This window comes from Actinoplanes sp. NPDC021490 (genome assembly GCF_055562135.1).
The window spans coordinates 159,164-184,579 of the sequence record NZ_JBVHFW010000021.1 but is presented as its reverse complement, the minus strand read 5'-3'; the positions used below and the strand labels follow the sequence as shown (position 1 = coordinate 184,579).

General features: G+C 71.4%; 19 protein-coding genes and 2 pseudogenes. 9 read left to right on the top strand and 12 right to left on the bottom strand.

Translation table 11 applies throughout. The features are described 5' to 3' along the window. Positions 1-5: 5 nt before the first annotated feature. A complete protein-coding gene (chrA, locus tag ACZ3I4_RS40600) occupies positions 6-1,130 on the bottom strand; it encodes a chromate efflux transporter (protein ID WP_465387433.1) in 1,125 nt (374 codons plus the stop codon). Next, a complete protein-coding gene (locus tag ACZ3I4_RS40595; protein WP_465387432.1) occupies positions 1,127-1,810 on the bottom strand; it encodes a metalloregulator ArsR/SmtB family transcription factor in 684 nt (227 codons plus the stop codon). Before ACZ3I4_RS40595 ends, chrA begins: the two co-directional genes overlap by 4 nt. Before the next feature lie 288 nt (positions 1,811-2,098). Here ACZ3I4_RS40595 and ACZ3I4_RS40590 point away from each other — a divergent pair, with 288 nt between their 5' ends. Continuing rightward, positions 2,099-3,703 (top strand): glucuronyl esterase domain-containing protein, encoded by a 1,605-nt coding sequence (locus tag ACZ3I4_RS40590; protein ID WP_465387491.1) that lies wholly within the window; start codon positions 2,099-2,101, stop codon positions 3,701-3,703. Between the two features lie 27 nt (positions 3,704-3,730). Here the strand turns inward: ACZ3I4_RS40590 and ACZ3I4_RS40585 are convergent, their stop codons facing one another. Continuing rightward, on the bottom strand, positions 3,731-4,147 hold the full coding sequence (locus ACZ3I4_RS40585) for a VOC family protein (RefSeq protein ID WP_465387431.1): 417 nt from the start codon (positions 4,145-4,147) through the stop codon (positions 3,731-3,733). A gap of 5 nt (positions 4,148-4,152) precedes the next feature. Continuing rightward, positions 4,153-4,476, bottom strand: a complete 324-nt coding sequence (locus ACZ3I4_RS40580; RefSeq protein WP_465387490.1) for a helix-turn-helix transcriptional regulator — start codon at positions 4,474-4,476, stop codon at positions 4,153-4,155. 418 nt (positions 4,477-4,894) lie between these two features. Here ACZ3I4_RS40580 and ACZ3I4_RS40575 point away from each other — a divergent pair, with 418 nt between their 5' ends. The 4 genes from ACZ3I4_RS40575 (at position 4,895) to ACZ3I4_RS40560 (ending at position 9,741) form a co-directional block, all read left to right on the top strand. Continuing rightward, the gene (locus tag ACZ3I4_RS40575) at positions 4,895-6,346 is read left to right on the top strand and encodes a type III PLP-dependent enzyme domain-containing protein (protein WP_465387430.1); all 1,452 of its coding nucleotides are present in this window, start codon (positions 4,895-4,897) and stop codon (positions 6,344-6,346) included. Beyond that, the gene (locus ACZ3I4_RS40570; protein ID WP_465387429.1) at positions 6,343-7,650 is read left to right on the top strand and encodes a pyridoxal-phosphate dependent enzyme; all 1,308 of its coding nucleotides are present in this window, start codon (positions 6,343-6,345) and stop codon (positions 7,648-7,650) included. The genes ACZ3I4_RS40575 and ACZ3I4_RS40570 overlap by 4 nt, the downstream gene beginning before the upstream one ends. Then, complete coding sequence (locus tag ACZ3I4_RS40565) at positions 7,650-8,819, top strand: aminotransferase class V-fold PLP-dependent enzyme (protein WP_465387428.1); 1,170 nt, start codon at positions 7,650-7,652, stop codon at positions 8,817-8,819. Before ACZ3I4_RS40570 ends, ACZ3I4_RS40565 begins: the two co-directional genes overlap by 1 nt. Positions 8,820-8,901: 82 nt before the next feature. Beyond that, a complete protein-coding gene (locus tag ACZ3I4_RS40560) occupies positions 8,902-9,741 on the top strand; it encodes a class I SAM-dependent methyltransferase (protein WP_465387427.1) in 840 nt (279 codons plus the stop codon). Between the two features lie 202 nt (positions 9,742-9,943). Here the strand turns inward: ACZ3I4_RS40560 and ACZ3I4_RS40555 are convergent, their stop codons facing one another. Next, complete coding sequence (locus ACZ3I4_RS40555) at positions 9,944-10,786, bottom strand: helix-turn-helix transcriptional regulator (protein WP_465387426.1); 843 nt, start codon at positions 10,784-10,786, stop codon at positions 9,944-9,946. A gap of 112 nt (positions 10,787-10,898) precedes the next feature. Here ACZ3I4_RS40555 and ACZ3I4_RS40550 point away from each other — a divergent pair, with 112 nt between their 5' ends. After that, entirely contained in the window at positions 10,899-11,105 is a 207-nt protein-coding gene (locus ACZ3I4_RS40550; RefSeq protein WP_465387425.1) for a tautomerase family protein, read from the top strand. A gap of 4 nt (positions 11,106-11,109) precedes the next feature. On the opposite strand, the gene ACZ3I4_RS40545 is transcribed toward ACZ3I4_RS40550, so the two are convergent. Next, positions 11,110-13,200, bottom strand: coding sequence for a PhoX family protein (locus ACZ3I4_RS40545; RefSeq protein WP_465387424.1), 2,091 nt, complete (start codon positions 13,198-13,200; stop codon positions 11,110-11,112). 157 nt (positions 13,201-13,357) lie between these two features. Continuing rightward, complete coding sequence (locus ACZ3I4_RS40540; RefSeq protein ID WP_465387423.1) at positions 13,358-15,463, bottom strand: PhoX family protein; 2,106 nt, start codon at positions 15,461-15,463, stop codon at positions 13,358-13,360. A gap of 65 nt (positions 15,464-15,528) precedes the next feature. On the opposite strand from ACZ3I4_RS40540, the gene ACZ3I4_RS40535 reads away from it, so the two are divergent. Then, the gene (locus ACZ3I4_RS40535; RefSeq protein ID WP_465387489.1) at positions 15,529-15,996 is read left to right on the top strand and encodes an STAS domain-containing protein; all 468 of its coding nucleotides are present in this window, start codon (positions 15,529-15,531) and stop codon (positions 15,994-15,996) included. 69 nt (positions 15,997-16,065) lie between these two features. Here the strand turns inward: ACZ3I4_RS40535 and ACZ3I4_RS40530 are convergent. From ACZ3I4_RS40530 to ACZ3I4_RS40515, 4 genes and pseudogenes are all read right to left on the bottom strand, one after another. Beyond that, a pseudogene (locus ACZ3I4_RS40530) lies at positions 16,066-17,262 on the bottom strand (putative bifunctional diguanylate cyclase/phosphodiesterase); the annotation flags it as partial. Between the two features lie 411 nt (positions 17,263-17,673). Next, positions 17,674-19,124, bottom strand: a pseudogene (locus ACZ3I4_RS40525) (PAS domain-containing protein); the annotation flags it as partial. Between the two features lie 171 nt (positions 19,125-19,295). Continuing rightward, positions 19,296-19,943 carry a response regulator gene (locus tag ACZ3I4_RS40520; protein WP_465387488.1) on the bottom strand — a complete coding sequence of 216 codons (648 nt, stop codon included), beginning with the start codon at positions 19,941-19,943 and terminating at the stop codon, positions 19,296-19,298. Between the two features lie 32 nt (positions 19,944-19,975). Then, positions 19,976-21,106: a sensor histidine kinase gene (locus ACZ3I4_RS40515; RefSeq protein WP_465387422.1), complete on the bottom strand. Its 1,131-nt coding sequence runs from the start codon at positions 21,104-21,106 to the stop codon at positions 19,976-19,978. Positions 21,107-21,238: 132 nt separating this feature from the next. On the opposite strand from ACZ3I4_RS40515, the gene ACZ3I4_RS40510 reads away from it, so the two are divergent. Both ACZ3I4_RS40510 and ACZ3I4_RS40505 read left to right on the top strand, forming a co-directional pair. After that, a complete protein-coding gene (locus tag ACZ3I4_RS40510; RefSeq protein WP_465387421.1) occupies positions 21,239-22,486 on the top strand; it encodes a hypothetical protein in 1,248 nt (415 codons plus the stop codon). 104 nt (positions 22,487-22,590) lie between these two features. Next, positions 22,591-24,453 (top strand): DUF389 domain-containing protein, encoded by a 1,863-nt coding sequence (locus ACZ3I4_RS40505; protein ID WP_465387420.1) that lies wholly within the window; start codon positions 22,591-22,593, stop codon positions 24,451-24,453. Here ACZ3I4_RS40505 and ACZ3I4_RS40500 read toward each other — a convergent pair. Then, on the bottom strand, positions 24,407-25,408 hold the full coding sequence (locus tag ACZ3I4_RS40500) for a LacI family DNA-binding transcriptional regulator (protein ID WP_465387419.1): 1,002 nt from the start codon (positions 25,406-25,408) through the stop codon (positions 24,407-24,409). The genes ACZ3I4_RS40505 and ACZ3I4_RS40500 overlap by 47 nt on opposite strands. Between the last annotated feature and the right edge of the window lie 8 nt (positions 25,409-25,416).

Genomic DNA, 25,416 nt, shown 5'->3' with positions numbered 1-25,416 from the left:
CGGGCTCAGCCGGGCAGCGGGCCGCCCAGCAGGACCACAGCCACGCCCACCGCGGCGGCGGTCAGCAAGGTCAGGACCGGACCGCGGCGCAGGACGAGCATCAGGACGAGGGCGCCGGCCAGCACGGCGTATTGCCACAGCTCGGTCAACGCCAGGGCCAGCGGGACCGCCGAACCCAGGATGGCGCCCATCGCGGCCGGCGCGGCGCCGTCCAGGAACGCCCGGACCTGCCGGCTGGAGCGCAGGCGGTCGAACCGGTGAGCGCCCAGCAGGATGAAGGTGAACGACGGAGCGAAAGCCACCGCCGCCGCGAGCAGGCCGCCGGCGAGACCGGCCGCGGCGTACCCGACGACCGCGACCGTGTGCACCACCGGGCCCGGCGTGATCTGGCCCAGGGCCACCGCGTTGAGGAACTGGGCGTCCGTCATCCAGTGGTAGTTGTCGACGGCGTCCGCGCGCATCAGGGGAATGATGACGAAGCCGCCCCCGTACGAGAGGGCGCCCACCTTGAGGGCCACCCAGGCGACGCTGCCGGCCAGACCGGCCGAGGCGATCAGCGGAATCGCGCTCAACGGCGGCCGGGTTACGGGCACCCGCTGGAACAGGGCCTCGACCACGCCGCAGGCGATCAGCAGCAGCACCAGCCAGGGCCCGATCGTGGCCGCTCCCACCGCGCCGAGCAGCAGGTAGGCGGCCCAGCGGCGCCGGTTGGGCGCACGCCGCCAGCCGGGCGGGACGAGGCTCCAACCGGCCTGCACGGCCACCGCGGCCACGGCGGCTCCCGCGCCCGCCCCGGCGGCCTTGACCCAGAGCGGCGGATTTCCCAGGAACAGCATGGCCAGGACCAGGATCGCGATCAGGCCGGGCAGGATGAAGGCGAGCCCGCCCACCACGGCGCCGGGCCTTCCCCGTACGCGCCAGGCAGTGAAGATCGCCAACTGGGTCGACGCGGGACCGGGCAGCAGGTTGCACGCGGCGATGGCGTCCTCGAACTCCTGTGCGTCCAGCCACTTCCGGTCGTCGACGCAGAGTTTGCGCAGCAACGCGATGTGAGCGGGCGGCCCCCCGAACCCGATCAGCCCGATCCGGCCCCACTCGCGCAGCACGGTGGCCAGCCCGGCGTCGGTCATGAACGCAGCGTGTGGAGCAGGAATCCGATGCGCTCGTCGAGTTCGTCGGCGACCGCTCCGAACAGTGACGGCTCGCGGGAGGGGTCGGGGATGCTCCAGTGCAGCGCGCCCGGATAGTCGGGGCAGACCTCACGCACCTTGTCGCACAGCGTGATGACGCGATCGAAGCTCCGGCCGGCGAACTCGTCGAGATGCTTGGACCGGGCGCCGGACAGGTCAAGCCCGCGAGCGGCCATCACTTCGACGGCCCCGGGGTGGATCGCCTTGGGATGGCTTCCCGCGCTGTCCGCCTCGATCCCGGCCCGCCGGGCGAGCGCCTCGGCCATCTGGGAGCGAGAGCTGTTGCCCGTACAGAGAAACAGCACTCGCACGCCGGGTAGGGGTGGCGGCGTCGGTGACACCCACCGTAATCCCGGATGCAGTGACCCACCGGCCTCGGCCAGCAGTTCCCCGCACCGTGCGAGATCGAGCCGGTAGTACGAGTCGCGTCCGTCGGCCGCGCTGCGCCGGGACTCCACAAGGGACGACTTGCGGAGCTGCCCCAGGTGGTACGAGACCAGGTTCTGCGGCTGCCGCACCCGGGCCGTCAACTCCTGAACTCGCAGGTCACCCTCGCCCAGGGCGGTCAACAGCCGCCACCGCAGCGGATGACCCGCGGCTCGAAACACCTCGGGCTCCATGCCGGCACAGTACATCAAATGAGGTTGATGGAAATCCGCTGCCGGAGAGCCGAGAGTTTCGGACGCCAGAAGTCGCAGGCCGAACGGCTGTCGTCGACGCTTCCGTCGTCGGCAGGCTCCGGAAGTTTCCGATAAGTATTGACAGCTTTCGATTGACGGTCGCAGACTGCGGTTCGGGAGCGCTCCCAAGCACAGTCGGCCGGAAGGAGAAGCCCCGTGACCACCCGTCCCCGCATCCCCACGGCGGTCGCCACCCTCGCCGCGGCACTGACGATCGGCGCCGCGGTCATGACTGCCGCCATCCCCGCCCGGGCGGCCCCCGGCGTCGAGGACGAGGGCGCCGGCTGCGCCGTCCCCACCCTCCCCGACGCCGGCGCGCTGCCCACCAACGCCAAACTTCCCGACCCGTTCAAGAAGCTCGACGGCACCCGCATCACCACCCGCTCCGAGTGGACCTGCCGCCGCGAGGAGATCAAACGCCTGTCCGAGAAGTTCGTGTACGGCGAGAAGCCCGCCAAACCGCAGACGGTCACCGGCACGGTCTCGAGCAGTTCGATCACCGTGAACGTCTCGCATCAGGGCCGCAGCGCGAGCTTCTCGGCCCGCGTCGAACTGCCCAGCGGCACCGGCCCGTTCCCCGCCGTCGTGGTGCTGGGCGGGTTCGGCGCCGACACCGCCGCGATCAAGGCGGCCGGCGCAGCGGTGATCAATTACGACCCGTACGCGGTCGGCAAGGAAGGAACGCCGCGCAACAACAAGCAGGGCGCGTTCTACAGCGTCTACGGCGCGACCAGCCCGACCGGGCTGCTGATGGCCTGGTCGTGGGGCGTCAGCCGGATCATCGACGTGCTCGAGCAGTCCGGCGGCAACGTGCTGCGGGCCGACGCGACCGGCGTCACCGGCTGCTCGCGGTTCGGCAAGGGCGCGTTCGTGATCGGCGCGTTCGATCAGCGGATCGCCCTCACCATGCCGATCGAGTCGGGCACCGGCGGCGCGCCGATCCTCCGCGGCGTCCCCGGCGAGGGTGCTCAGAGCCTTGCTTCCGCGTACGGGGAACAGCCGTGGTTCGGCGACGCGTTCGGCTCGTTCACCGGCAGTCCCCAGCGCCTCCCGATCGACACGCACGAGATCGCCGCGATGGTCGCCCCGCGTGGGCTGTTCATCATGGACAACCCGCACATCGCCAACCTGGGCCCGCGCTCGGCGAGCGTGGCCGCGCTGGGCGCCGCCGAGGTCTACCAGGCGCTGGGCGCGCGCGACAACATCTCGTACTGGTCGGATGTCTCGGACGGCACCCACTGCGCGAACCGGGCCGAGTGGCGGACCCCGCTGCAGCAGAACATCCGCAAACACTTGCTGAGAACCGGCAACGATCCCGGCGCGATCCGCATCTCGTCCCGGGCCCAGGGCCGCCTGTCCGACTGGGTCGACTGGTCGACTCCCACCCTGGGCGGCGGCACCCCAACAGCCGACCCCACGACTCCGCCACCTACGACTCCGCCACCTACGACTCCGCCACCTACGACTCCGCCCCCGACAACGCCGCCACCGACAACGCCGCCACCGACAACGCCGCCACCCACCACGCCGCCGCCCACCGGGGCCGGTTGCACCGCCGCGGCCGCCGTCAACGCCTGGACCGGAGGCTTCGTCGCCACCATCCGGGTGACCGCCGGCGCCACCGCGACCAACGGCTGGACCGTAGGCCTGACCCTTCCCGCCGGCGCCACGGTCACCAATGCGTGGAACGCAAACCGCACCGGCACAACGGGGGCCCTGCAGTTCACGAACGTCACCCACAACGCCCAGATCCCCGCGGGCAATTACGTCGAGTTCGGTTTCCAGGCCACCGGTTCCCCCGGCACCCTGACCCCGTCCTGCGCCAGTTCCTGACCGGCGAACGCCGCCGCCGCGCACGATTCAGGCGGCGGCGTTCCCCTGCTGCAAAATCCGGATCGCGTTGCCCGACGGATCCCGAAGCCCCATGTCGGTGCCGTAGAAATGGTCGGCCGGTTCCTGGGTGAAGTCGGTGAAGCCCCGCGCCTTGAGGCTTTCGTACAACCCCCGGACGTCGTCGGTATTGAGGACCAGCCCGTTCAGCGCACCCTTGGCGACCAGTTCACGCAGTTGCCCGGCCGTCGCCTCGTCGTGCAGCGGCGGCCCCGGCTCCTCGAGCGAAATCTCGGTGCCTCCACCCGGGACCCGGACGGTCAGCCAGCGGTAGGAGCCCTGCTGGACATCGTTGCCCTTCTCCAGCCCGAGCAGGCCGACATAGAACTCGAGCGCCTCGTCCTTGTCGAGAACGAAGATCGAGGTGACGTTCAGCTTCGTCATCATGGTGGTCAGGCTAGAGAGGCCGCGACCATGCCCGCTTCTCCAAAACTGCTCGATCGCGGCCGGATCTGGCTGCGCTGAACGCAGTGCGGCATGGGAAAGACGCCGTGCGCCCCGCGATACTCCGACGGCGTCTCGCCGACGATCTCCCGGAATGTCCGGCTGAACGTCCCGAGGCTGCCGAAGCCCACCTCCGAGCAGATCTCGGTGACGCTGCGCCCGGTTTCCCGCAACAGAAACATCGCCCGCTCGATCCGCCGCCGTTGCAGATACCGATGGGGCGTCTCCCCGAACACCGCCCGGAAACACCGACTGAAATGCGCCGGCGACATATGGGCCACGGCCGCGACGGTCCGGACGTCAAGCGGCCCGGCGTAGCCCCGGTCGAGAGCGTCCCGGGCCCGGAGCAGCCGCCGGTTGAGTTCCTCTTGCTCTCGACTCACATCACCATGCTACGAACACGAGCCGCAGGGCGTTGCCGGACGAGGCGAGGGTGTCCTCGAGGCGGTCGCGGTAAACGCGGGAAAGCGTGAATGAATGCACACATGCACAAGCGACGACAGTTAGACGGGTGCCGAATCAACGACAGAGCTATTGACATGCGAATCCGTGTCGGAGGAATCACCGAATGTATTGACCCCCCTTGGCGAGTGGTCCGCGCATCGGTTACGTTGTGGAAACGTCTCAGCGACGAGATTTTCGACAAAGCCCGCACTGACCTGCTCAAACGGCCATCCGGGGAGTCGTACTGTGACCGAATTACGTCCACTCGAGCTGACCCCCAGAATCGAACCGGTCATCCAATCGGTTCTCGCCGAGGACGCGCTCCTGCGACAGCTGGCCGACGGACTCGGCTCACCACTCAACGTTGTTCTGCCGGGCGCACTCGCCGCCAATGTGGAGTCTTTCCGGGCGGTCTATCGCCGGCATCGGCTTCGCGGCAACATCTATTTTGCCCACAAGGCGAACCGTTCCGCGGCGCTGCTGCGGCAGCTGGCCGTGACCGACGCCGGTGTCGATGTCGCCTCGCTGGCCGAGCTGCAGCACGCGTTCGGCGCCGGGTTCACGCCGAGCCGGATCATCGCGACCGGGCCCAAGAACCGGGAGTTCCTGTGGCTGGCCGCGCGCACCGGCGTTCTGGTCAACGCCGACTCGCTCGACGAGCTGAGTGAGCTCGCCGCCCTGATCGCCGTCAACCGCCTTCCCCCCGTACGGGTGCTGGTGCGCCTGGCCGGGTTCGCCTCGCAGGGAGTGCGCCTGATCAGCCGCCGCAGCCGGTTCGGGGTGCCGTTCGAACTGCTGGGTGAGGTGCTCGACCGGCTCGACAAGCACGCCGACCAGCTGGAGCTGTCCGGGGTCTCCTACCACCTCGACACCATCGGCCTGCCCGAGAAGGCGGTCGCGCTGGAGGGCTGCCTGGCCGCGCTGGACGAGTGCCGCCGCCGGGGCGTGCCGGTGTGGTCGGTCGACATCGGCGGCGGGTTCGGCGTCAACTATCTGGCCGAGGCCGGGCAGTGGGAGCGGTACACCTCCGAGCTGGCCCAGGCGGTGCTCGGACAGCGGGCGCCGATGACCTGGAACGGGCACGGGTACGGGCTGCGCAACGAGGCGGGCACCCTGCGCGGGGCGCTCGGGCTCTATCCGGCGTACCGGCCGGACTCGGGGCCCGGCTACCTCGATCAGCTGCTCTCCGCCAACGCGCCCGAACAGCGCCGGCCGCTCGGGGAACTGCTGCTCGACAGCATGATCGACCTCGACATCGAGCCGGGGCGGGCGCTGCTCGACCAGTGCGGGCTCGTGCTGGCCCGGGTGCTCGAGGTGCGTTCGCTCGACGGGGACACCCTCGTACGGCTGGAAATGAACGCCCGTGATGTGAGCCTCGAGGAGCACGGGGTGCTGATGGATCCGGTGCTCGTGGGCGGGGACGAGCGGTCCGGACCGGCCGAGGTCTTCCTGCTCGGCAACCTCTGCCTGGAGTCCGATCTGATCACCCGTCGCAAGGTGACCCTGTCCGCCCGGCCCCGGCCCGGCGACCTGCTGGCCTTCGTCAACACGGCCGGCTACTTCATGGACTTCAGCGCCACCCGCGCCCTGCACCAGCCGATCGGCCGCAAGGTCGCCCTCTATCGCGACGGCGGCCGCTGGAACTGGTGCCTCGACGAGCAGTACTGGCCCGTCCACGAGCGCACGGAGGCGGTATGAGATTCGACGACATGACCGAGGCGATCGGCAACACGCCGCTGGTGCGCATCGACCCGGCGGTGCACGGCCTGGTCAACATCGACCTGTACGCCAAGATGGAGCTGCTCAACCCGTTCGGCTCCCTCAAGGACCGTGCCGCCCTGCAGATGATCCGCCCGCTGGTAGCCCGCGCCGTCGAACGCGGGGACACCGTGGTCGAGCTGTCCAGCGGCAACACGGCCAAGGCGCTGGCCCTGATCGCCGGGATGCACGGCCTGCGGTTCAAGAGCGTGACCAACCGGATGAAGGTCCCCGAGATCAAGGACCTTCTGCTGCTGCTCGGCGCCGAGATCGACGAGCTGCCGGGCCAGGCCGAATGCCTCGACCCGACCGACACCGAGGACCCGCTGTCGCGCATGCACCGCACCCTCAGCGCGAACGGCCACGGCTACGTGCACACCGACCAGTACTTCAACGGGCGGAACGTCGAGGCGCACCTGCACGGCACCGGACCCGAGATCGTCAAGGATCTGGACGGCCGCGCACCCGACTACTTCGTCGCCTGCGTGGGCACGGCCGGCTCGTCGACCGGGGTGGCCCGCGCGCTGCGCCAGCACGATCCCGACGTACGGGTGATCGGTCTGGTCGCGGCCAAGAGTGACTTCATCCCGGGCATCCGGACGATCGACGAGGTGCACGAGGTGGGTCTGTTCGACCCCGGCGTCTACGACACCCTCGAGACGATCACCTCCGACGACGCCATCGACGGGCTGCTCACGCTGGTGCGCCGCTGCGGAACGCCGGCCGGGCCGACCGGGGGCGGCGCCTATCAGGGAGCCGTACGCCATCTGCGCGCGCTCGACGCGACGCTGACCTCGCGCAAGACGGCCGTCTTCATCGTGTGTGACCGGGTGGAGAGCTATCTGAGCTATCTGCGTGACCGCCGTCCCGCGTTGTTCGGACGGCCGCCGCGGGCCTCCGACGTCCGCTCGCTGAGCGCCGACGAGATCGCGTCGGCGCCGACGGTCGAGGTCGCGGAGGCGTCGCGCTGGCCGGGACTGGTCGTCGACCTGCGCAACCCGCACGCGTACCGGGCTCTGCACATCGACGGCTCGATCAACATCGTGGACGAGTTGTTCGCCGAACTGCTCCACGGTGGACTGCCGTTCGGACGCCGGCAGCCGGTGCTGCTGGTGTGCCCGGTCGGCGAGAAATCGGCCCGCTACGCCGCGCTGCTGCGCCGGATGGGGCACCCGGAGGTGCGATCGCTGGCCGGCGGGATCATCGCGTGGCGGGACGCGGGCGTCCGGCTGGTGCGTGACTGATGACGCTGACCCTGGAGACCGACCGGCCGGTGGGCGTACGGTCGCAATTTCCGCTTCTGATGGGTCGTCCTGAGGTGGCCTATCTGGATTCAGCGGCCACCTCGCAGAAGCCGCAGGCCGTGCTGGACGCCGTGATGTCGTATCTGACCAGCGAAAATGCCAATGCGGCGCGGGGCACTTATCCGTGGGCGAACCGGACCACCGCCCGCATCGAGGCCACGCGCGACCGGGTTCGGCGCTTCCTCGGCGCTCCCGGCGAATCGGGTGTCCACTTCGTCGGCGGAACCACGGCGGGGCTTCGTACGGTCGCTCTGGACTGGCTTGTGCCGTTCCTCTCAGACGGGGACGAGATCATCGTGCCGTTCGCGGATCACAGCGCCAACCTCGTGCCGTGGCTGGATGCCGTCGCGCTGCTGGAACGGCAAGGGGTCCGGGTGGTCGTGCGGCCGATGCCGTACGACGACGCGCACGACTACGACGTGGCGCGGCTGCCGATCGGGCCGCGTACCCGCTTCATCGCGGCCACCCACGTGCACCACGTCTACGGCAACGACATGAACGTGCATCGGCTGCGTGCGGCGGCCGGACCGGACATACCGATCTGCCTGGACGCGGCGCAGAGCTTCGGGCACATGCCGATCTCCGCCGCCGCCCTGGACGTCGACTTCATCGTCTTCTCCGGGCACAAGGCGATGGCGCTGCCCGGCATCGGGGCGGTGTGGGCGGCCAACAAGCGGGGTCCGGTGTTCGCGCCGGCCGGGTGGGACGGGTCACCGAACACGGCCGGGATCGTCAGCCTGGCCGCGGCGATGGACTGGCTGAGTTCCGTGGGGCTCTCGCGGATCTCGGCCTACGTCGTCGCGCTGGGCGGACGGCTCACCGCCGGGTTGTCCGCCCTGCGCAGCTATGAGGTGCTGGGCTGTCAGAGCAGTCTCGCGGCCGGCTCGACCGTGCAGCGCCGGCACGGCATCGTGACCTTCCGGCATTGCGGGATCGGCTCCAACGACCTCGGTTTCATCCTGGCCTCCGACGGGCTGCTCGTGCGGGCCGACAGTCACTGCCAGGGCTCCGAGGGCGAAAAGAGTTCCTCCGTACGGGTGAGCCTGCACGTCTACAACACCCCCGAGGAGGTGGACCGGCTGCTCGCCGTCCTGGCCTCGCTCGACTGACACGCCGGGGGTCCTCGCGACCTCCGGCGGCCTCGGCTGTTAGAAATGGTTGTCGTTTCCTTCAGCTTCGAGGATGGGCCGCATGCCGTCGACCGCGCTGGACTCCGCCCACCGGCGCACCGCCTGGGACGAGATGATGACCGGGTTCGTTCCCGGGCTGTCCGCCCTGGAGTCGGCCGTCGCCGTCGCGGCCGACGCGGTGCTGGGCCGCGCGCCCCGTCGGATCCTCGACCTGGGCGGTGGCCCCGGGGTGCTGGCCGAGCGGATGGCCGCCCGCTGGCCGGGAGCTTCGGTCACGATGATCGACATTGATCCGGTGCTGCTGGCCCTGGCCCGCGACGGGGTGCCGCCGTCCGTCTCGGTGCTGGACGCCGACCTGAGCGACGCCCTCCCGGCCGACGCCCCGGTCCGGGCCGATGCCGCACTGTCGGCCGGGGCTGCACCTCAAGCGGATGCTGCATTGCCGGCCGGGGCCGCGCCTCAAGCCTGTGCTTCGCGCCCGGCCGGAGACGGCGGCGGCTATGACCTGATCACGGCCGTGATGACAGTGCATTACCTGCGGCCGGAGCAGATCCGTTCCCTCTACCGGCGCTGCCACCGGGCCATGGCCCCCGGCGGCCTGCTGGTGGTGGCCGACATGATCCCCGACGACGGGCTGCCCTCGGTGATGAGCGCCCTCGACCCTGCCCCCGGCGAAGCCGCGGCCGAGCTGGCGTGGGCGCAGTGGTGGGGCGAGGTCGGCGAGGCGCCGGGGTTCGAGCAGCTCATGGCTGCCCGCGCCGAAGTCTTCCGGCACCGCTCGCCGGCCAACTTCGCCGGCACGGTGTCGTGGCACCTCGCTGCCGCGCGTGCCGCCGGCTTCCGCGAGGCGGGCATCCTCTGGCGCGACGGCCGGCACGCCGCGATGGCCGCCGTCTCGTAGAAGTGGGGTGAACTCCCGAAGCGCTGGTCGGTCCGGTCAGGCGGAGGCGAGGCATGCCGGCGCGCCGGAAAGGGTCGGATGCCGGTCAGGCGGAGGCGAGGCATGCCGGCGCGCCGGAAAGGGCTGGATGCCGATCGGGCGGAGGCGAGGCACGCCGGCCCACCGGGAGGATCTGGTGCCGATCGCGCGGAGCCGAGGCACGCTAGCCCACGGGGAAGCTCTGGGTGCCGATCACGGCCAGCAGCGCCAGCCGCTCGGCGCTGTCGGTGCCGAGCGCCGGGGTGAACCAGAGCAGCCGCTGACGGCCGTCCTCGCTGAACAACGTCAGGCAGTTGACCTCGAGCACGCCCAGCGCCGGATGGATGATCCGCTTGCGGTCGTCGCGCCGGAACGCCACGTCGTGGTCGGCCCACAGCTGGGCGAACTCGGGTGACCTCTCGAGCAGCGTCGACACCAACGTCCGTACGTCGGAATCCCGATGGTCGCGACGGGCCGCCGCGGCCCGCAGGTCGGCCACGAACGCCCGGGACTGCGTGGGGTGGTCCGCTTCCGGATAGAGCTGCCGCGCCCCGGGATCGGTGAACCATCGGTGCACGAAGCTGGCGTCCGGCCCGCGATGCCCCTCGTGGGAACCCAGCAGGGCCACCGCCAGCGGATTCTGCAGCAGCGTCACGTGCAGGTCGGTGATCACCTGAGCCGGTGTGCCGGTGAGGCGGCTCAGCAGGTCGGCCATGCCCGGATGGACATGCGAGGCCGCTCCGCTCCGGATCGGCGCCCGGCCGGCCAGATGGAACAGGTGGTCGCGTTCGTCCCCGGTGAGCCGCAGCGCCCGGGCCAGCGCGGCCAGCATCTGCTCGGACGGCTGCGACCCGGCGCCGCGTTCCAGCTCGATGTAGTACTCGACCGAGGCCCCGGCCAGCTGCGCCACCTCGTCGCGGCGCAGCCCGGGCACCCGGCGGCGGGGACCGCTGGGCAGTCCCACGTCGGCCGGGCGGATCCGGTCACGCCGCGATCGCAGGAAGGCGCCCAGCTCGGAAAGGTTCACCAGCCCAGTCTGCCGCCGCCCGGCCCGCTCAGGCAGGGGATGCCAACCTCTGCCTGATTTCCGCATCCCGTCGCACAGTGGGTTCATTCATCCACTGCTTCAAGGAGACGACATGCCGTTCGCGAACTTCAAGGTGCCGGCCGGAACGCTCGACGCCGCACAGAAGCAGAAGATCATTGAGACCACCACGGACCTGTACGCCGAGCTCTACGGCGAGCGGGCCCGGGCCACCACGGTCGTCCTCGTCGACGAGGTGGTGAACGGCGGCTGGGGCGTGGCGGGCCACGTCCTGACCGCCGCCATGCTCAACGGCGAATAGCGGGTCAGCTGCCGATCGGCCCCCCGTCGAGTCGCCAGGTCACCACGACCGACGGCTTGGCGTAGTCGCCGTCGGGCCAGGTCGAGGCCGGCTTGTCCATCGTGGCTCCGGTGATCTCGCCGGGGTGCTGCACGGCCACGAACACCGAGCGGTCGTCCGACGTGATGAACGGACCACACGTTTCGGCGCCCGGCGGAACCGTCAGGAACTGCCTCAGATGGCCACGCGAGGGACCCTCGATCGGCGTCGCGAAGAGGCCGTCGTTGCTGTCCAGCGCGTTGCCGTCGGTGGCGATCCACAGGTTGCCGGCGCTGTCGAAGGCGACGTTGTCGGGGCACGAGATCGGTGACACGGCCGACTTGTCGTATCCGGCGAAGTAGGTGTTCGGGTCGGCCGGGTCGCCGCACACGATCGGGAGCGACCAGGTGAAGCTCTCGCCCGTGTGATCGCCGCGGTCCTCGACGATCTCGAGGATCTGGCCGTGCCGGTTCTGGCGGCGCGGGTTCACCTCGTCGGGCCCGGCGTTCGTGCCCACGCCCCGGTTGGTGTTGTTGGTCAGAGCGGCATAGATCTTTCCCGTACGCAGTGAGGGCTGCACATCTTCGGGACGGTCCATCTTGGTCGCCTGGACCGCGTCGCCGGCCAGCCGGGCGAAGGTCAGCACCTCGACCGCCGTCATGCCGGGCACGTACGACCGGTCCCCGGACACCAGTTTGATCCACTTGCCGGTGCCGTCGAACGCGCCGTCGCTGGGCAGCTTGCCGGTGCCGTCGATCTCGGCCGCTGGGCTGTCCCCGGTGAACTGGGCGACATAGAGCGTGCCCGACTCGAGCAGGGTCAGGTTGTGCCGCCGATCGCCGGGCCGGTACTTCTTGTCCGACACGAACTTGTAGAGGTAGTCGAAGCGCTCGTCGTCACCCATGTACGCGGCGACCCGGCCGTCCTTGGCCACGATGACGTTGGCGCCCTCGTGCTTGAAGCGGCCCATCGCCGTGTGCTTGCGCGGCGGCTCGTCCGGCGAGAGCGGGTCGACCTCGACGATCCAGCCGAACCGGTGCGCCTCGTTGGGGTGCTTGGCCAGGTCGAAGCGTTCCTGCGCCCGCTCCCAGCGCCGCGACGGGGTCGGATAGCGGGTGGTGGTCGTGATGCCGTACCGGGCCAGCCGAGGTTTGAGATCCGCGGGCGCCTGGTCACCGCCGACGAAGTACTGGTTGAAGTTCTCCTCACCCGAGAGCACGGTTCCCCACGGGGTCACGCCGCCGGCGCAGTTGTTGAGCGTGCCGATCACGCTGACGCCGCGCGGGTCGGCCGCCGTACGCACCAGGGGCGACCCGGCGACCGGCCCGTCCAGGCGGAACGGGGTGGCCAGCATCGTGAGGCGCCGGTTGTACGGCAGCCGCCCGCCCCTGGCCTGCCGCCACTGCCCGGTGCCGCCGGCCCGTTCCAGCTCCACCACCGACATGCCGTGGGCCGCCATCGCCACCTCGATCTGGCCGACGGTCATCGCCTCGAGCGTGGTGAAGCCCGGGAACATCAGCTCCTCGTTGGTGTATTCGTGGTTGGCGACGAGCAGGGCCCGGTCGCGGCCGAGCGGGACGATGCCGAGGAAGTCGTTGTTGAAGCCGAACTGCCGGACCTGCCGCTGCGCGGTCTGGCGGTCGGGGTCGAACGCGGGGGCGCCGGGGATGATCGGATCGCCCCAGCGGATCACCACCGCGGAGTCGTAGCCGTTGGGCACGATGAACGTGTCGAGGGTGTTGGGCGGGATCGGCTTGAACGTGAGCTCGCCCGCCTTCGCCGCCGGGGAAGCGGGCGCGGCGGGTTCGGCCGCGGGCGGGGCCGGCGTGGATGCGGCGGCGGCCGGGACCGCCGTGGCCGCGGCCGTGCCGCCCAGCCCGAGAACGAGGGCGCCCGCGCGCATCACCCCGCGACGGCTCACCGCCGCGTTGACGATGTCGCCGAAATAAGGATTGTCCGATTGGTTGGGCACCGGGTGATCGCAGGCGTTGCCGCAGCGATACAGGCAGGTCATCGCGTCCCGTGGGCCGCCGCTGTGTCCCAGCAGGGGTAACGGTCGCCGGACCGGATCTGGCATCGTTGCCTCCTCGACGAAAGTGAACCTCAGGTAAACACAGATGCACGCGGAGGTGATAGATCGCGGTGAATGCTCGTTGTGCCAACCGTGAGGTTCCGGACGTTTCGTCGAGGAGCCGTAGCGGGGCGGCCGCACCGGAAGGCGGCCGCCCCGGCGATCAGCTGCCGACCGGACGGCCGTCGAGCCGCCACGTGACGACGACGGCCGGCTTGGCGTAGTCGCCGTCGGGCCAGGTCGAGGCCGGCTTGTCGACGGTCGCACCGGAGATCTCACCCGGGTGCTGCACCGCGACGAACACCGACCGGTCGTCCGAGGTGATGAACGGGCCGCAGGTCTCGGCGCCGCGCGGGACGGTCAGGAACTGCTTGAGGTGGCCGCGCTCCGAACCCTCGATCGGCGTGGCGAACAGGCCGTCGTTGGTGCCCAGCGCGTTGCCGTCGGTCGAGATCCACAGGTTGCCGGCGCTGTCGAAGGCGACGTTGTCGGGGCAGGAGATCGGCGAGACGGCCGTCTTGTCGTACCCGCCGAAGTAGGTGTCGGCGGCGGCCGGGTCGCCGCACACGATCGGCAGCGTCCAGGTGAAGGACTCGCCGGTGTGGTCGCCCTTGTCCTCGGTGATCTCGAAGATGTGGCCGTGCTTGTTGGCCGGCCGCGGGTTGGCCTCGTCCACGCCCGGGTTGGCGCCGACGGCCCGGTTCGTGTTGTTGGTCATGGCCGCATAGATCTTCCCCGTACGGAGGGAGGGCTGGACGTCCTCGGGACGGTCCATCTTGGTCGCCTTGACCGCGTCGCCGGCCAGCCGGGTCCAGGTCAGCACGTCGGCCGCGGTCATGCCGGGCACGAAGGACCGGTTGCCGGAGACCAGCTTGATCCACTTGCCGGTGCCGTCGAATGCGCCGTCGGAGGGCAGCTTGCCGGTGCCGTCGATCTCGGCCGCCGGGCTGTCCCCGGTGACCTGGGCGACATAGAGCGTGCCCGACTCGAGGATGCTCAGGTTGTGCTTGCGCGCGGCCGGCGAGTTGCCCTTCACGAGCTTCTTGTCGGACACGAACTTGTAGAGGTAGTCGAAGCGCTCGTCGTCACCCATGTACGCGACGACGTGCCCGCTCCGGGCCACGATGACGTTGGCGCCCTCGTGCTTGAAGCGGCCCATCGCGGTGTGCTTGCGCGGCGGGGCGTCCGGGTCGAACGGGTCGATCTCGACGATCCAGCCGAAGCGGTTCGCCTCGTGGGGGTGCTTGGCCAGGTCGAAACGCTCCTGCGCCCGCTCCCACTTGCGCGAGCCGCTCGGGTAGCGCGCGGTGGTCGAGATGCCGTACCGGTTGAGCTTGGGCTTGTCGGCCTCGGCGACCGCGTCACCGCCGACGAAGTACTGGTTGAAGTTCTCCTCGCCGGACAGGACCGTGCCCCACGGGGTGACGCCGCCGGCGCAGTTGTTGAGCGTGCCGACGACCCACTGGCCCTTGGGGTCGGCCGCCGTCCGCAGCGGTGCCGTGCCGGCGGCCGGGCCGGTCAGCTTGAACACCGTCTGGAGCGCGGTGACCCGCCGGTTGTAGCGCAGGCGGCGGGACTCGACCGGGCGCCACTCGCCGGTGCGGCCGACCCGCTCGATCTCGACCACGGACATGCCGTGCGCGGCCATCGCGACCTCGACCTGCTCCACGGAGAGCGCGTCCAGGCTGGTGAAGCCCGGGAACATCAGCTCCTCGTTGGTGTACTCGTGGTTGACCACGAGCAGCGCGCGGTTGTCCTCGATCGGGAGCACGCCGACGAAGTCGTTGTTGTAGCCGAACTGCAGCGACTGGCTCTTGGCGGTCTGCTTGCCCAGGTTGAACTCGGGCGCGCCCGCCACCACCGGGTCGCCCCAGCGGATTACGACCGACGAGTCGTAGCCGTTGGGCACGACGAAGTTGTCGAGCGTGTTGGGCGGGATGGCCTTGAAGGTCAGCTTGCCCGCCTTGCCGCCGGCCGGGGCCGGAGCCTTGCCGCCGAGCGGGGCGCCGGGCACAGCGGCGGCGGCCGGGACCGCCGCAGCCGCCGAGGCGCCGCTCAGACCGAGAACCAGGGCGCCGGCGGCACCGGCGCGCATCACCCCACGCCGGCTCATCGAGGCGTTGACGACATCGCCCAGGTATGCGTTGTCCGACTCGTTGGGAGCAGGGTGATCGCAGGCGTTGCCGCAGCGGTAAAGGCAGGTCATCGCGTCGCGGGAACCGCCGCTGTGTCCGAGCAGCGGTAACAGGCGGCGAGAGAGCTCAGGCATGCTTCTCCTCATTTCAGGGTTGCCCGCACGCTAGGAGAGCAGGTTGGCGAGGCCCTCGCCCCGAGATGAACGCAGCCTTAACGCCGACGCGAACGCGGCCGGATGTTCCCCGCCCGCCGTGTCGGATTCGGCCGCCGTCCACCTGCGACAGGTACACCGGGCTCATGGACTTCTCCATCGAGCGCGACACCGACCGGGCCGGAAAGACCACGTACCTTCTGCTGGGCGGGGTTTTCGACCGGTCGGCGCACCGGGAGCTGCGGCGGGCGCTGCGGGACGCCTTCTCGCGGGCGCGGCAGGGGCGGGTGGTGCTCGACATGGCCCGGGTCGAGGAGCTCGGCAGCGAGTGTGTCGAGGTGCTGCTCACCGGCTATACGCACGCGTTGCGCGGCGGCCACGGTTACGAGGTCACCAACGCCCGGGGGCACGTACGCATGCTGCTCGAGGCGACCGGGCTCTGTCCGCGCCGCGAAAGCGACACCCTCTACGCGCCCGTGTGGCTGTCCGCCGTCACCCCGCCCGAACTGGTGTGAACTTCGCTTCGAGCTGGTCGGCGGGCTGCGGCCGATCCAGGTGATAGCCCTGGAGGAGTCGGCTCCGGCGGCGGCCAGCGCGGCCGCGGTCGGCTCGTCCTCCACGCCCTCGGCCACGACCGTCAGGTCGAGCGATCGGGCGATGGCGATCACCGAGTCGATGATGGTGGCCCGCGCGGGTGAGTCGTGCATCCGCATCACGAACGACCGGTCGATCTTCAGCTCGTCGATCGGCAGCTCGGGAAGCAGTCCCAGCGACGTGTAGCCGGTGCCGAAGTCGTCGATCGCCACCCGGATCCCGGCCGCGCGGATCGCCGCCAGCCGGGCCGCCGCCTGATCGGGCCGGGTCAGCACGGCGGTCTCGGTGATCTCGACGGTGAGCAGCCGGGCGGGCAGCCGTTCGAGGCCGAGCAGGGTGAGGATCGTCGGCACGGCCCGTTCCTGGGCCAGGTAGGCGGCCGACAGGTTTACCGACACCGGCACGTCGTGACCCGCGCGATGCCAGAGCGCCGTCTGATGCACCGCCTCGGCGATCACCCAGTCGGTCAGCTCGAGGATCACGTCGGAGCGCTCGGCGTCGGGCAGGAAGACGCCGGGCGGCAGCATCCCCCGCTGCGGGTGCTGCCAGCGCACCAGCGCCTCGGCGCCGTGGATCTGACGCGGGCCGGCGCTGTAGAGCGGCTGATAGTGCAGCCGCAGGTGGCCGGCCCGGATTCCGGTACGCAGTTCGGTGAGCTGCCGCAGGTCGGCGCGGTGCGTGGTGGCGTCCTCGGCGGTCCAGACCACGACGCCCGTACGGTCCCGTTTGGCGCTCCGCAGCGCGTCGGCGGCCCGCCGTAGCAAGACGGCCAGGTCGCGATGGTCGATGAGCGACACCCCGACGCTGGTCTCGACACTGACCGGAATGCCGTTGACCGTGTACGGCCCGCGCAGCGTGTCGGTCAGGCGGCGCGCGACGGTGGTCAGCCCCTCGGCCGGCCCGGGCACGGCCAGCAGCACCACGAACTGGTCGCCCTCCAGCCGGGCGATCAGATCCTCGGCCCGGCAGGCGGCGCGCAGGCGGGCCGCGACCCGCTGCAGCAGCACGTCGGCGCCCTGGGTGCCGAGCATGTCGTTGGCCTCGGAGAAGCGGTCCAGTCCGAGGTGCAGCACCGCGGTCAGCAGGCCGTCCTCCAGCCGCTCCCGTCCCGCCGACAGCGCGGCCGCGCGGTTGGGCAGGCCGGTCAGCTGGTCGGCCCGGGCGAGCCGGGCGTATCGGCCGGCCATGGCGGTGAGCAGTCCGACCACCGGCGCGATCCCGAGGCGGCCGTCGGGCCAGCGCACCGCGACCGGCTCGTCCCGGGCGTCGCCGGGGCGGGCCAGCGCCGCCTGCACGGCGAGGTCGAGGTCCGTGTCCGAGGGCAGCGTGAGGGTGCCGGGGCCGTCCGCGCCCAGGACGGTCAGGGGCCGAGCCGGGTCCGTCGCGGCCGGCGTCGACCTGCCCGGCCCGGGCCCGGCTGAGCAACTGGTGGCCCTCGGCCGACGCGACCAGGACGCCGGGCAGCAGCGGGTCGGCGTCCAGCATCCGCACCACCTCGGAGAACGAGGTGGTGTCGGGCAGGACGTCCGCCGGGATCCCCATCTCGCCCAGCTTCCGCGGGAGCCGCACGGCCGTCCGGGCCAGGGGCACGTCGGTCATACCCGGGCCAGGTCGAAGCAGGAGCCCTCGACCACCCACCGGCCGCCCACCTCGCTCGGGCGCAGCCGCAGCCAGAGACGCCGTACGGCGGTCCCGCGCGGTTCGCACTCGAGTTCGGCCGGCTCGCCGCGCAGAGCCGCTCGGACGGCCTCGTCCAGCCGGGCGTGATCGGCCGGGTCGAGCGCCGCCCGGAACGCCCCGAGCAGATCACCCGCGGGGTCGCCGTCGCCCAGGACCGGCCCGGGGTCGCCGAAGGACGCGGTCAGCAGCGGGTCGCCGGTCGGGCCGGCGATCGCGGTGAAGCGGTAGACGGCCAGGCGGCGGGTCAGGTCGTCGAGGTCGCGGCGACCGGCCTCCAGGGCCAGCTGGGTGCACCGTTCGACCGTGCGGTCGAGCAGCATGCCGTCCCAGACCGTGCTGCCGTCGCCGAGGCGGAACGGCCGGCCCACCCCGTGCAGCCAGCGCCGCTCGCCGTTGCGCAGCAGCAGGCTGCCCTCCCAGCGCCACGGTTCGAGCGTGACCATGGAGTCGGAGACCGAGGCCTCGTACGCCGTCCGGTCCTCGTCGGCCACCAGGTCGATGATCAGGTCGGCGTCGGCCACGAGCTCGTGCGGCTCGTAACCGCAGATCTCGCCGGCGCCCTCGGAGACGAAGGTGAACGACCGGGCGCCGTCGAGGCCGATCCGGAACTGGAACAGCATGCCCGGCACGTTGTTGACGGTCGACCGGAACCGCCGCTCGGTCTCGCCCAGGGCCGCCTCGGCGCGCCGCCGGTCGGTGTCGTCGATGCCGATCGAGCAGACGCCGTAGACCGAGCCGTCCGGGTCGGTGAGCGGGAACCGGGTCACCACGTACTGCCGGATCTCGTCGCCGAACGGCAGTTCCTCGAGGGCCGTGACCGCGTCGCCGCGCTCGACCGCCTGCTCGTCGTGCCGGCGCCCGGCCCGGCCACGGCCTCGGGCATCACCTCGGCGTCCCGGTGACCCACCAGGTCGGCCGCGGTCACCTCGAACACGCGCTCGTACTCGGCGTTGACGAACAGGTACCGCCCGTCGAGGTCCTTGGCCGAGATCATCGCCGACGTGTGCTCGAGGATCGCGTTGACCAGGGTGGTGCTGCGCTGCAGGTCCTGCTGGGCGTGATCGTGGTCGGTCTCGTCGGACAGGAACGCGCAGAACCCGTCGGGCAGCGCGTCGATGGTCAGCATGATCTGGCGCTCGGAGCCGTCCCGGTGGCGGGCCGGCACCTTGACGCGCAGTCCGGGCCAGAAGTCGTCGCTCACCAGCCGGCGGGCGAAGGCGGCGGTGTGCGCGGCGCGAAGGTGTTCCGGGACGAGCGTGTCGGCGAGCATGCGGCCCACGGCCTCGTCGCGGGACCAGCCGAAGAGACGCTCGGCGGCCGGGTTCCACTCGCGGAGGACCCCGGCGCGGTCGACCTCGACGAAGGGGATCGACGTGGCTCCGAGCGCGCCGGCCGTGGTCGAAGCTTCAGCCTGCACTCTGTATTGATCGGTCACCGTGGCGGCATCCTGAGTGTTTTGTCGGGTACCGGCGTCGCCGTCCCCGGACCAGCCGATCCCGTTCGGGGCAGATTCGACGCTCACCCGGTCGATTTTCCCGGTTCACGCGGGCCACCGTGGGGCGGTCCGGCCATTTTCTCCGGCCCGGACGAGCCCGGACTCGTACGCGAAAACGACCGCCTGCACCCGGTCGCGCAGCCCGAGCTTCATCAGCACACGGGCCACGTGGGTCTTGACCGTGGCGTCGCCGACCGTCAGCTCGGCCGCGATCTCGGCGTTCGACAGCCCCCGGGCCACCAGCCGCAGCACCTCGGCCTCGCGCGGGGTCAGCTCGCCCAGCTCGGCCGGTGGCCGCGGCCCGGGCTGCCCGGCGAAGGCGGAGATGACCCGGGTCGTGATGGCCGGGTCGAGCAGCGCCTCGCCCGCCGCGACGACCCGGATCGCGGTGATCAGGTGTTCCGGCGACGACACCTTGAGCAGGAACCCGCTCGCCCCGGCCCGCAGCGCCCGATAGAGGTTCTCGTCGGTGTCGAAGGTCGTCAGCATGATCACCCGCGGCGGATGCGGCGAGCCCAGCAGCGTGCTGGTGGCGGCCAGGCCGTCCTGCCGGGGCATGGCGATGTCCATCAGCACGACGTCGGGCCGGACGCGGCGGGCCAGCGCGACCGCCTCGACCCCGTCGCCGGCCTCGCCCACCACGGCGATGTCGGGCTCGGTCTCGATCACCATGCGCAGACCGGCCCGGACCATCCGCTGGTCGTCGGCGATCACGACGGAGATGGTCACGCGGTCGCCGCCACCGGCAGGGGGAGCCGGGCGCTCATGGCGAAGCCGCCGTCCTCGCGCGGGCCGGCCGTCAGCTCGCCGCCGAACAGGGCCGCCCGTTCCCGCATGCCGATCAGCCCCTGGCCGCCGCCGCTCACGGACGCCTTCCGGCCGTCGTTGACCACCCGCAGGCGCAGCCCGTCGTCGTGGAAGCCGACGGTGACCGTGGCCCGGGCCGGTCCGGCGTGGCGCAACACGTTGGTCAGGGCCTCCTGCACGATCCGGTACGCCGACACGTCGATTGCCGGCGGCACCGGCACCGGGTCACCCTCTCGGCGTACGGTGACCGGCAGCCCGGCCTCGCGGACCTGCGCGACCAGGTCGTCGAGCCGGTCGAGCCCGACCGGGGGCTGCGCGCTGTCGGCCCCTTCGCCGCGCAACAGGCCGAGCGTACGGCGCAGCTCGCCGACCGCGTCCCGGCCGGACGACTCGATGCTCTGCAGCAGCTCCCGGTCGACCGGCAGACCCGCGTCCAGCCGCCGTCGCACCACCCCGGCCTGGATCACCATCACGGTCACGCTGTGCGCCACCATGTCGTGCAGCTCGCGGGCGATGCGCACCCGCTCCTCCATGACCGCCTCGCGGGCGTGCTGCTCGCGGATGGCGGCCCGGGCCGAGGCCGCGTCGGCGCTGCGCCGGGCCTGCACCGACAGCGCGACCCCGAGCACGTACGGCGCGATCGGGAAGAACAACGCAGCCATCGGATCGCCGGGGTCACTGATCAGGTAGGCGACGAAGGTGAGCGCGATCAGCCCGGCGCCGATCAGCCCGCGACGGCTCTCGCGCGACGGTGGCACGTACCGGCCGGCCGTGTAGATGATGATCATCGCGCCGACCAGCTGCCAGAGCCGGAAGTTGACCGTCTGCTCGCCGGCGATCACGGCCGGGCGGTAGAAGAACGGCAGCGGCTCGACGATGTGCGGCGCCAGGGCGAGCAGCGGCACGAACCGGCGCACCAGCACCAGGCCGGCCGAGACGGCGAGCACGATCGGCCACCACCGGCCCGGCATGGCGATCAGGAACTCCTCGGCCAGCGCGAACAACACGAAACCGCCGGTCAGCGCCAGGTCGGTGGGTCGCAACCGCATGAGCTGAATCTAGGGGCCGCGGGCGCGCGCGGAACCCGCCTCGAGGATGACGGGGTCTCCGCCGCGCGGGGGAGACGAGCTCATTCCGCGTACGGGTTACCGGGCGGCCCCTGTTCCCTAACTTTCCCGGTCATGACTATGTGGCGTAAGGCAACGGCGGCCGGCCTGGTGCTGGCACCGATCGCGCTGGCGGTGTCGACCGGCATAGATCCGGCGCTCGGCGAGGCCCAGGGCTACGGGATCTATCGGCAGCACCCGGAGGCGACGCAGTGGCACTCGCTGCTGCTGCACTGGGCGTGGGTGCTCTATGTGCCCGCCCTTCTGGGGTTGCTGGCCCTGGTGCGCAGGCGGGGCTTCGCGCTCGCCGTGGTGGCCTGGGTGGCGACGGTGTTCGGGCTGGTGACGTTCTCGGCGCTGATGGCGGCCGACTTCGGGCTGCTCAGCCTGGAACAGCAGCCCGGGCTCACGGACGCGCAGCTGACCGCGTACGACGACCGGATGGGCGCGATGACGTGGGCGGTGTGGGGGTGGCAGATTCCCGGGATCGCCGGTTGGGCGGTCGCGCTGCTGGTCACACCGATCGCCCTGTGGAGGGCGCGGGTGATCAACTGGTGGATGGCGGGGCTGTTCCTGACCGGGGCGGTGCTCTACCTGCTCTTCGCGATCTCGCCGGTGCCGCTGAACCTGACCGGGCCGACCGTGCTGGTGGTGGCGGGCGTACTGGCCGCACGCCGGGTCCTGAGCATCGGCCCCGCCTCCTCGTCCGGGGAAGAGGAGCCGGACCGTTTCGGGGCGTTCCGGCGTACGGCGGGAATCGTCTGTCTGGTCGCGGCGCCGCTCTCCTTCGCGGTCGGCATGGCGACGGTGCCGCCCGCCCCGGAACTCGACCACCCGGTGCTCTGGCAAGCCAGCGCGTTCTTCCTGCATCTGGCCTGGGTGCTGTTCGTGCCGGCGGTGCTCGCGGTGGCGTCGCGCGGCGGCCGGTTCACCCGGGTGGTGTCCGGCCTGGCGGTGCTCGGCCTGATCAATTTCAGCGCGCTGATGTTCGGCGACTGCCTCGACCTGGCCGCGCGGCAGGCCCTGGGTGACGCGGTGGCCGATCGGGCCCAGGAGCTGACCGGCGGCTATGCCACCTTCTCGCTCGGGTGGGTGCTGCCGGGGATGGTGCTGACCTTCCTGGGGCTGATCCTGGTGGCGGCCGGGGCGGCGGTCGATGGGCTGGTCCGCTGGTGGGTGCCGGTCGTCGTCGGGGCCGGATTCGCCGGGTTCTTCCTGCTCGGGCTCGGCCCGATCGGGGTGGCCGGACCGCTGGTCCTGGTCGCGGGCTTCGGGTTGATCGCCGCCGCCCTCCGTCGTACGGGAGCTCCGGTCGTCGCTTGATCTTTGTTCTGGGGGTGCCCGGCTCGGAGTGGCGGCTCCGAGCCGGGCCGGGTCGAGGGCGGTACGGTCTGGGGAATACCTCCCACGCCCCGGAGTCCGCCGCGATGACGAGCCCCGATCCCGCCTCGAATCCGCTGTCCAAGCTCGCCACCGCGGGCGAGCGTCTCGGGTGGATCTTCAATGACCGCAACCTGTTCCGGCAGGCGTTCGCCGAGCCGCCGCCGCAGCGGGCCGCCGTCGATCCCGAGCTGCAGGGCCGGCTCGACCGGGCGCTGCGCGGGCGGGTCAAGCGCATCCTGATCTCGCTCGGCGCCGGAGTCGGCCTGGCCGTGCTGATCGGTTGCTGCGGCGGTGTCCTGACCCGCGACAACGACGGCGCGCGGGCACTCGTGCTGTTCATGACCGGTCTGTCCTTCCTGGCCGGTGTGGCGGGGGCGATCCTGGCCGGCGTCATGCCCGCGCTGGCCCGCAAGTCCATCTCGGAGGCCGAGGAGCAGGCCCAGAGCTCGTACGCGGTGGAGCACTCCTCCTGGGACAGCCGGCGCCAGTGGCACGACCAGCAGCAGCAGAACCGGGTCGACGAGATGCCGGAGTGGTCGGCCGCCGCCCCGTCGCCGGGCACCCGCCGGATCGACATCGTGGGCGGGACGACGTACGGGTGGGAAGCGGTTCTGACCGTCTTCGGCGGATCGCTGCTGGCCACCCGGGGCCGCATGGTGCTGGCCGACCTCACGGGCGAAGCCTTGCCGGGCGAGCTGATGCGACTGGCCGAGACCACCGGCCGGTCCGTGCGCGAAGTGGTGCTGCCCGCCCAGCTGGCCGAGTTCGATCTCGTGGCCGGGCTGGAGCCGGCCGAGCTGGTGGACGGGCTCGTGGAGGCCATGTACGGCGATGTGCCGGGCGGGGGAAATCGGGCCGAGCGTTCCCAGGATGCCCTGCTCCTCAACCAGATCGCCACGGTCCTCGCCCCCTCGTTGACGATGGGGAGGCTGGTGGCCGCGCTCCGGGCCCTGTCCGGTTCCCCCTCCGCGGCCCTGACCCCGGCCGAGACCGACGGCCTGATTGCTCTCCGGCCCGACGAAGCCCGGGTCCGCCGCGTCGAAGCCTTCCTGCACCCGCTGGCCGAGATGGGCAGCGCACCCGCCACCACCGCGCCGGCCGACCTCACCTGCCTGGTCGCCGAGGGTGGCGGCGGGCGGGCCCAGCAGGAGCTGCTCAAGGATCTGATGGTGCAGTGGCTGGGCCACCAGGTGCGCCGCGAGGCGGCCCCGATCGGCTCGCTGCTGCTGCTCGGCGCCGACGAGATCGACCACCGGGCCCTCGAGCGGCTGAGCACCCTGTGTGAGCGGCGCGGCCTCCGGCTCGTGCTGTTCTTCCAGCACCTGCGGGCCGAGACACTGCAGACCATCGGCGGCGGCGAGGTCGCGCTGATGCGGCTGGGCAACCACCAGGAGGCGGCGCAGGCGGCCGAGTTCGTGGGCCGGGGGCACAAGTTCGTGCTGAGCCGGCTGACCCGCTCGCTCGGCGGCGAGGAAACGCACACGACCGCGGACACGGTGGGCGAGTCCGAGACCAAGGGCGGCGCCAAGGGGGAGCGCGCCTCCCGGCACGGCCTGCGCCGTTACACCAGCACGAACTGGAGCAAGACGCGCAACTGGAGCCAGACCGAGTCGACCGCCAACGGCACCAACTGGAGCAACGCGAGTTCGTCCGAGCGGGTCTACGAATACGTGGTCGAGCCCCGCGTCTTCCAGGACCTTCCCGAGTACGCGATGGTGCTCGTCAAGAGCGAGGGCCGGGGCTCGGTGGTGCAGGCCGTCGAGGTCGATCCGGCCATCGTCACGCTCCCGCGGGTGTCGATGACGCCCCTCGGTCAGGAGCAGGCCCGGCCCGAGCTGCCCCGGGCCCAGTGGGGTGCGATCAGCGACCCACCGGACCGGTCGAGTCGCGGACTATCAGCTCCGTAGCCAGCTCGACGTGCAGGGCGTCCAGCCGGTGATGGTCGAGCAGCCGGATCAGCAGGCCCACGGCGATGCGGCCCATCTCGGCCAGCGGCTGGCGCACGGTGGTCAGCGCCGGGCGGGTCGCCTGGGCCAGGTCGATGTCGTCGAAGCCACCGATCGAGAGGTCCTCGGGCACGCGCAGGCCCAGCTGGTCGGCCGCGGCCATCGCGCCCGAGGCGACCTTGTCGTTGAAGGCGACCAGCGCGGTCGGCCGGTCGTGGGCCGAGAGCAGATGCCGGGCCGCCTCAAATCCGAACTGGACGGTGGGATGGCCCGCCACGGCCAGCCGCGGATCCAGCAGCATCCCGGCGTCGGCCAGAGCCGAGACGTGGCCCGCGCGGCGGGCCGCGCCGGCCAGCCAGTTGTCCGGCCCGGCCAGCAGCCCGATCCGGCGGTGACCGAGTTCGGTCAGGTGGGCCGTGAGGCTGCGGGAGCCGGCGAAGTGGGCCGCGGACACGGCGGCGATGTCGCGCGGGACGGTCTCGCGGGGGTCGACGATGACGAACGGGAAGCCGGCCGACTGCAGGGCGATCAGTTCCTCGCCGGGCTCGGGCGGCAGCACCACGATCGCGCCGCCGATGCCGGGCCGACCGGCCAGCGTCGCCAGCACCGGGGAGTGCTGGGCGGCCTCGCCGGCGTTGAGGACGAGCTGGCGGCCGTGCAGGTCGAGCGTCTCGGCGATCGACGAGACGATCAGTCCGAAGTAGTCGGTCAGCAGGTACGGGCAGCGCACGAACACCGCGCCGGTGCGGGCCGGTCGGCGGCGCGGACCCCGGCCGCCCAGCTCGTCGATGGCCTGCTGCACCAGCTCGCGGGTGCCGGGCGAGACGTGCTCCTGATCGTTGAGCACCCGCGAGACCGTCGCGATCGACACGCCCGCGTGGGAGGCGATATCGCGGACGGTCGGTCCGTGTTTCATCACCGAAG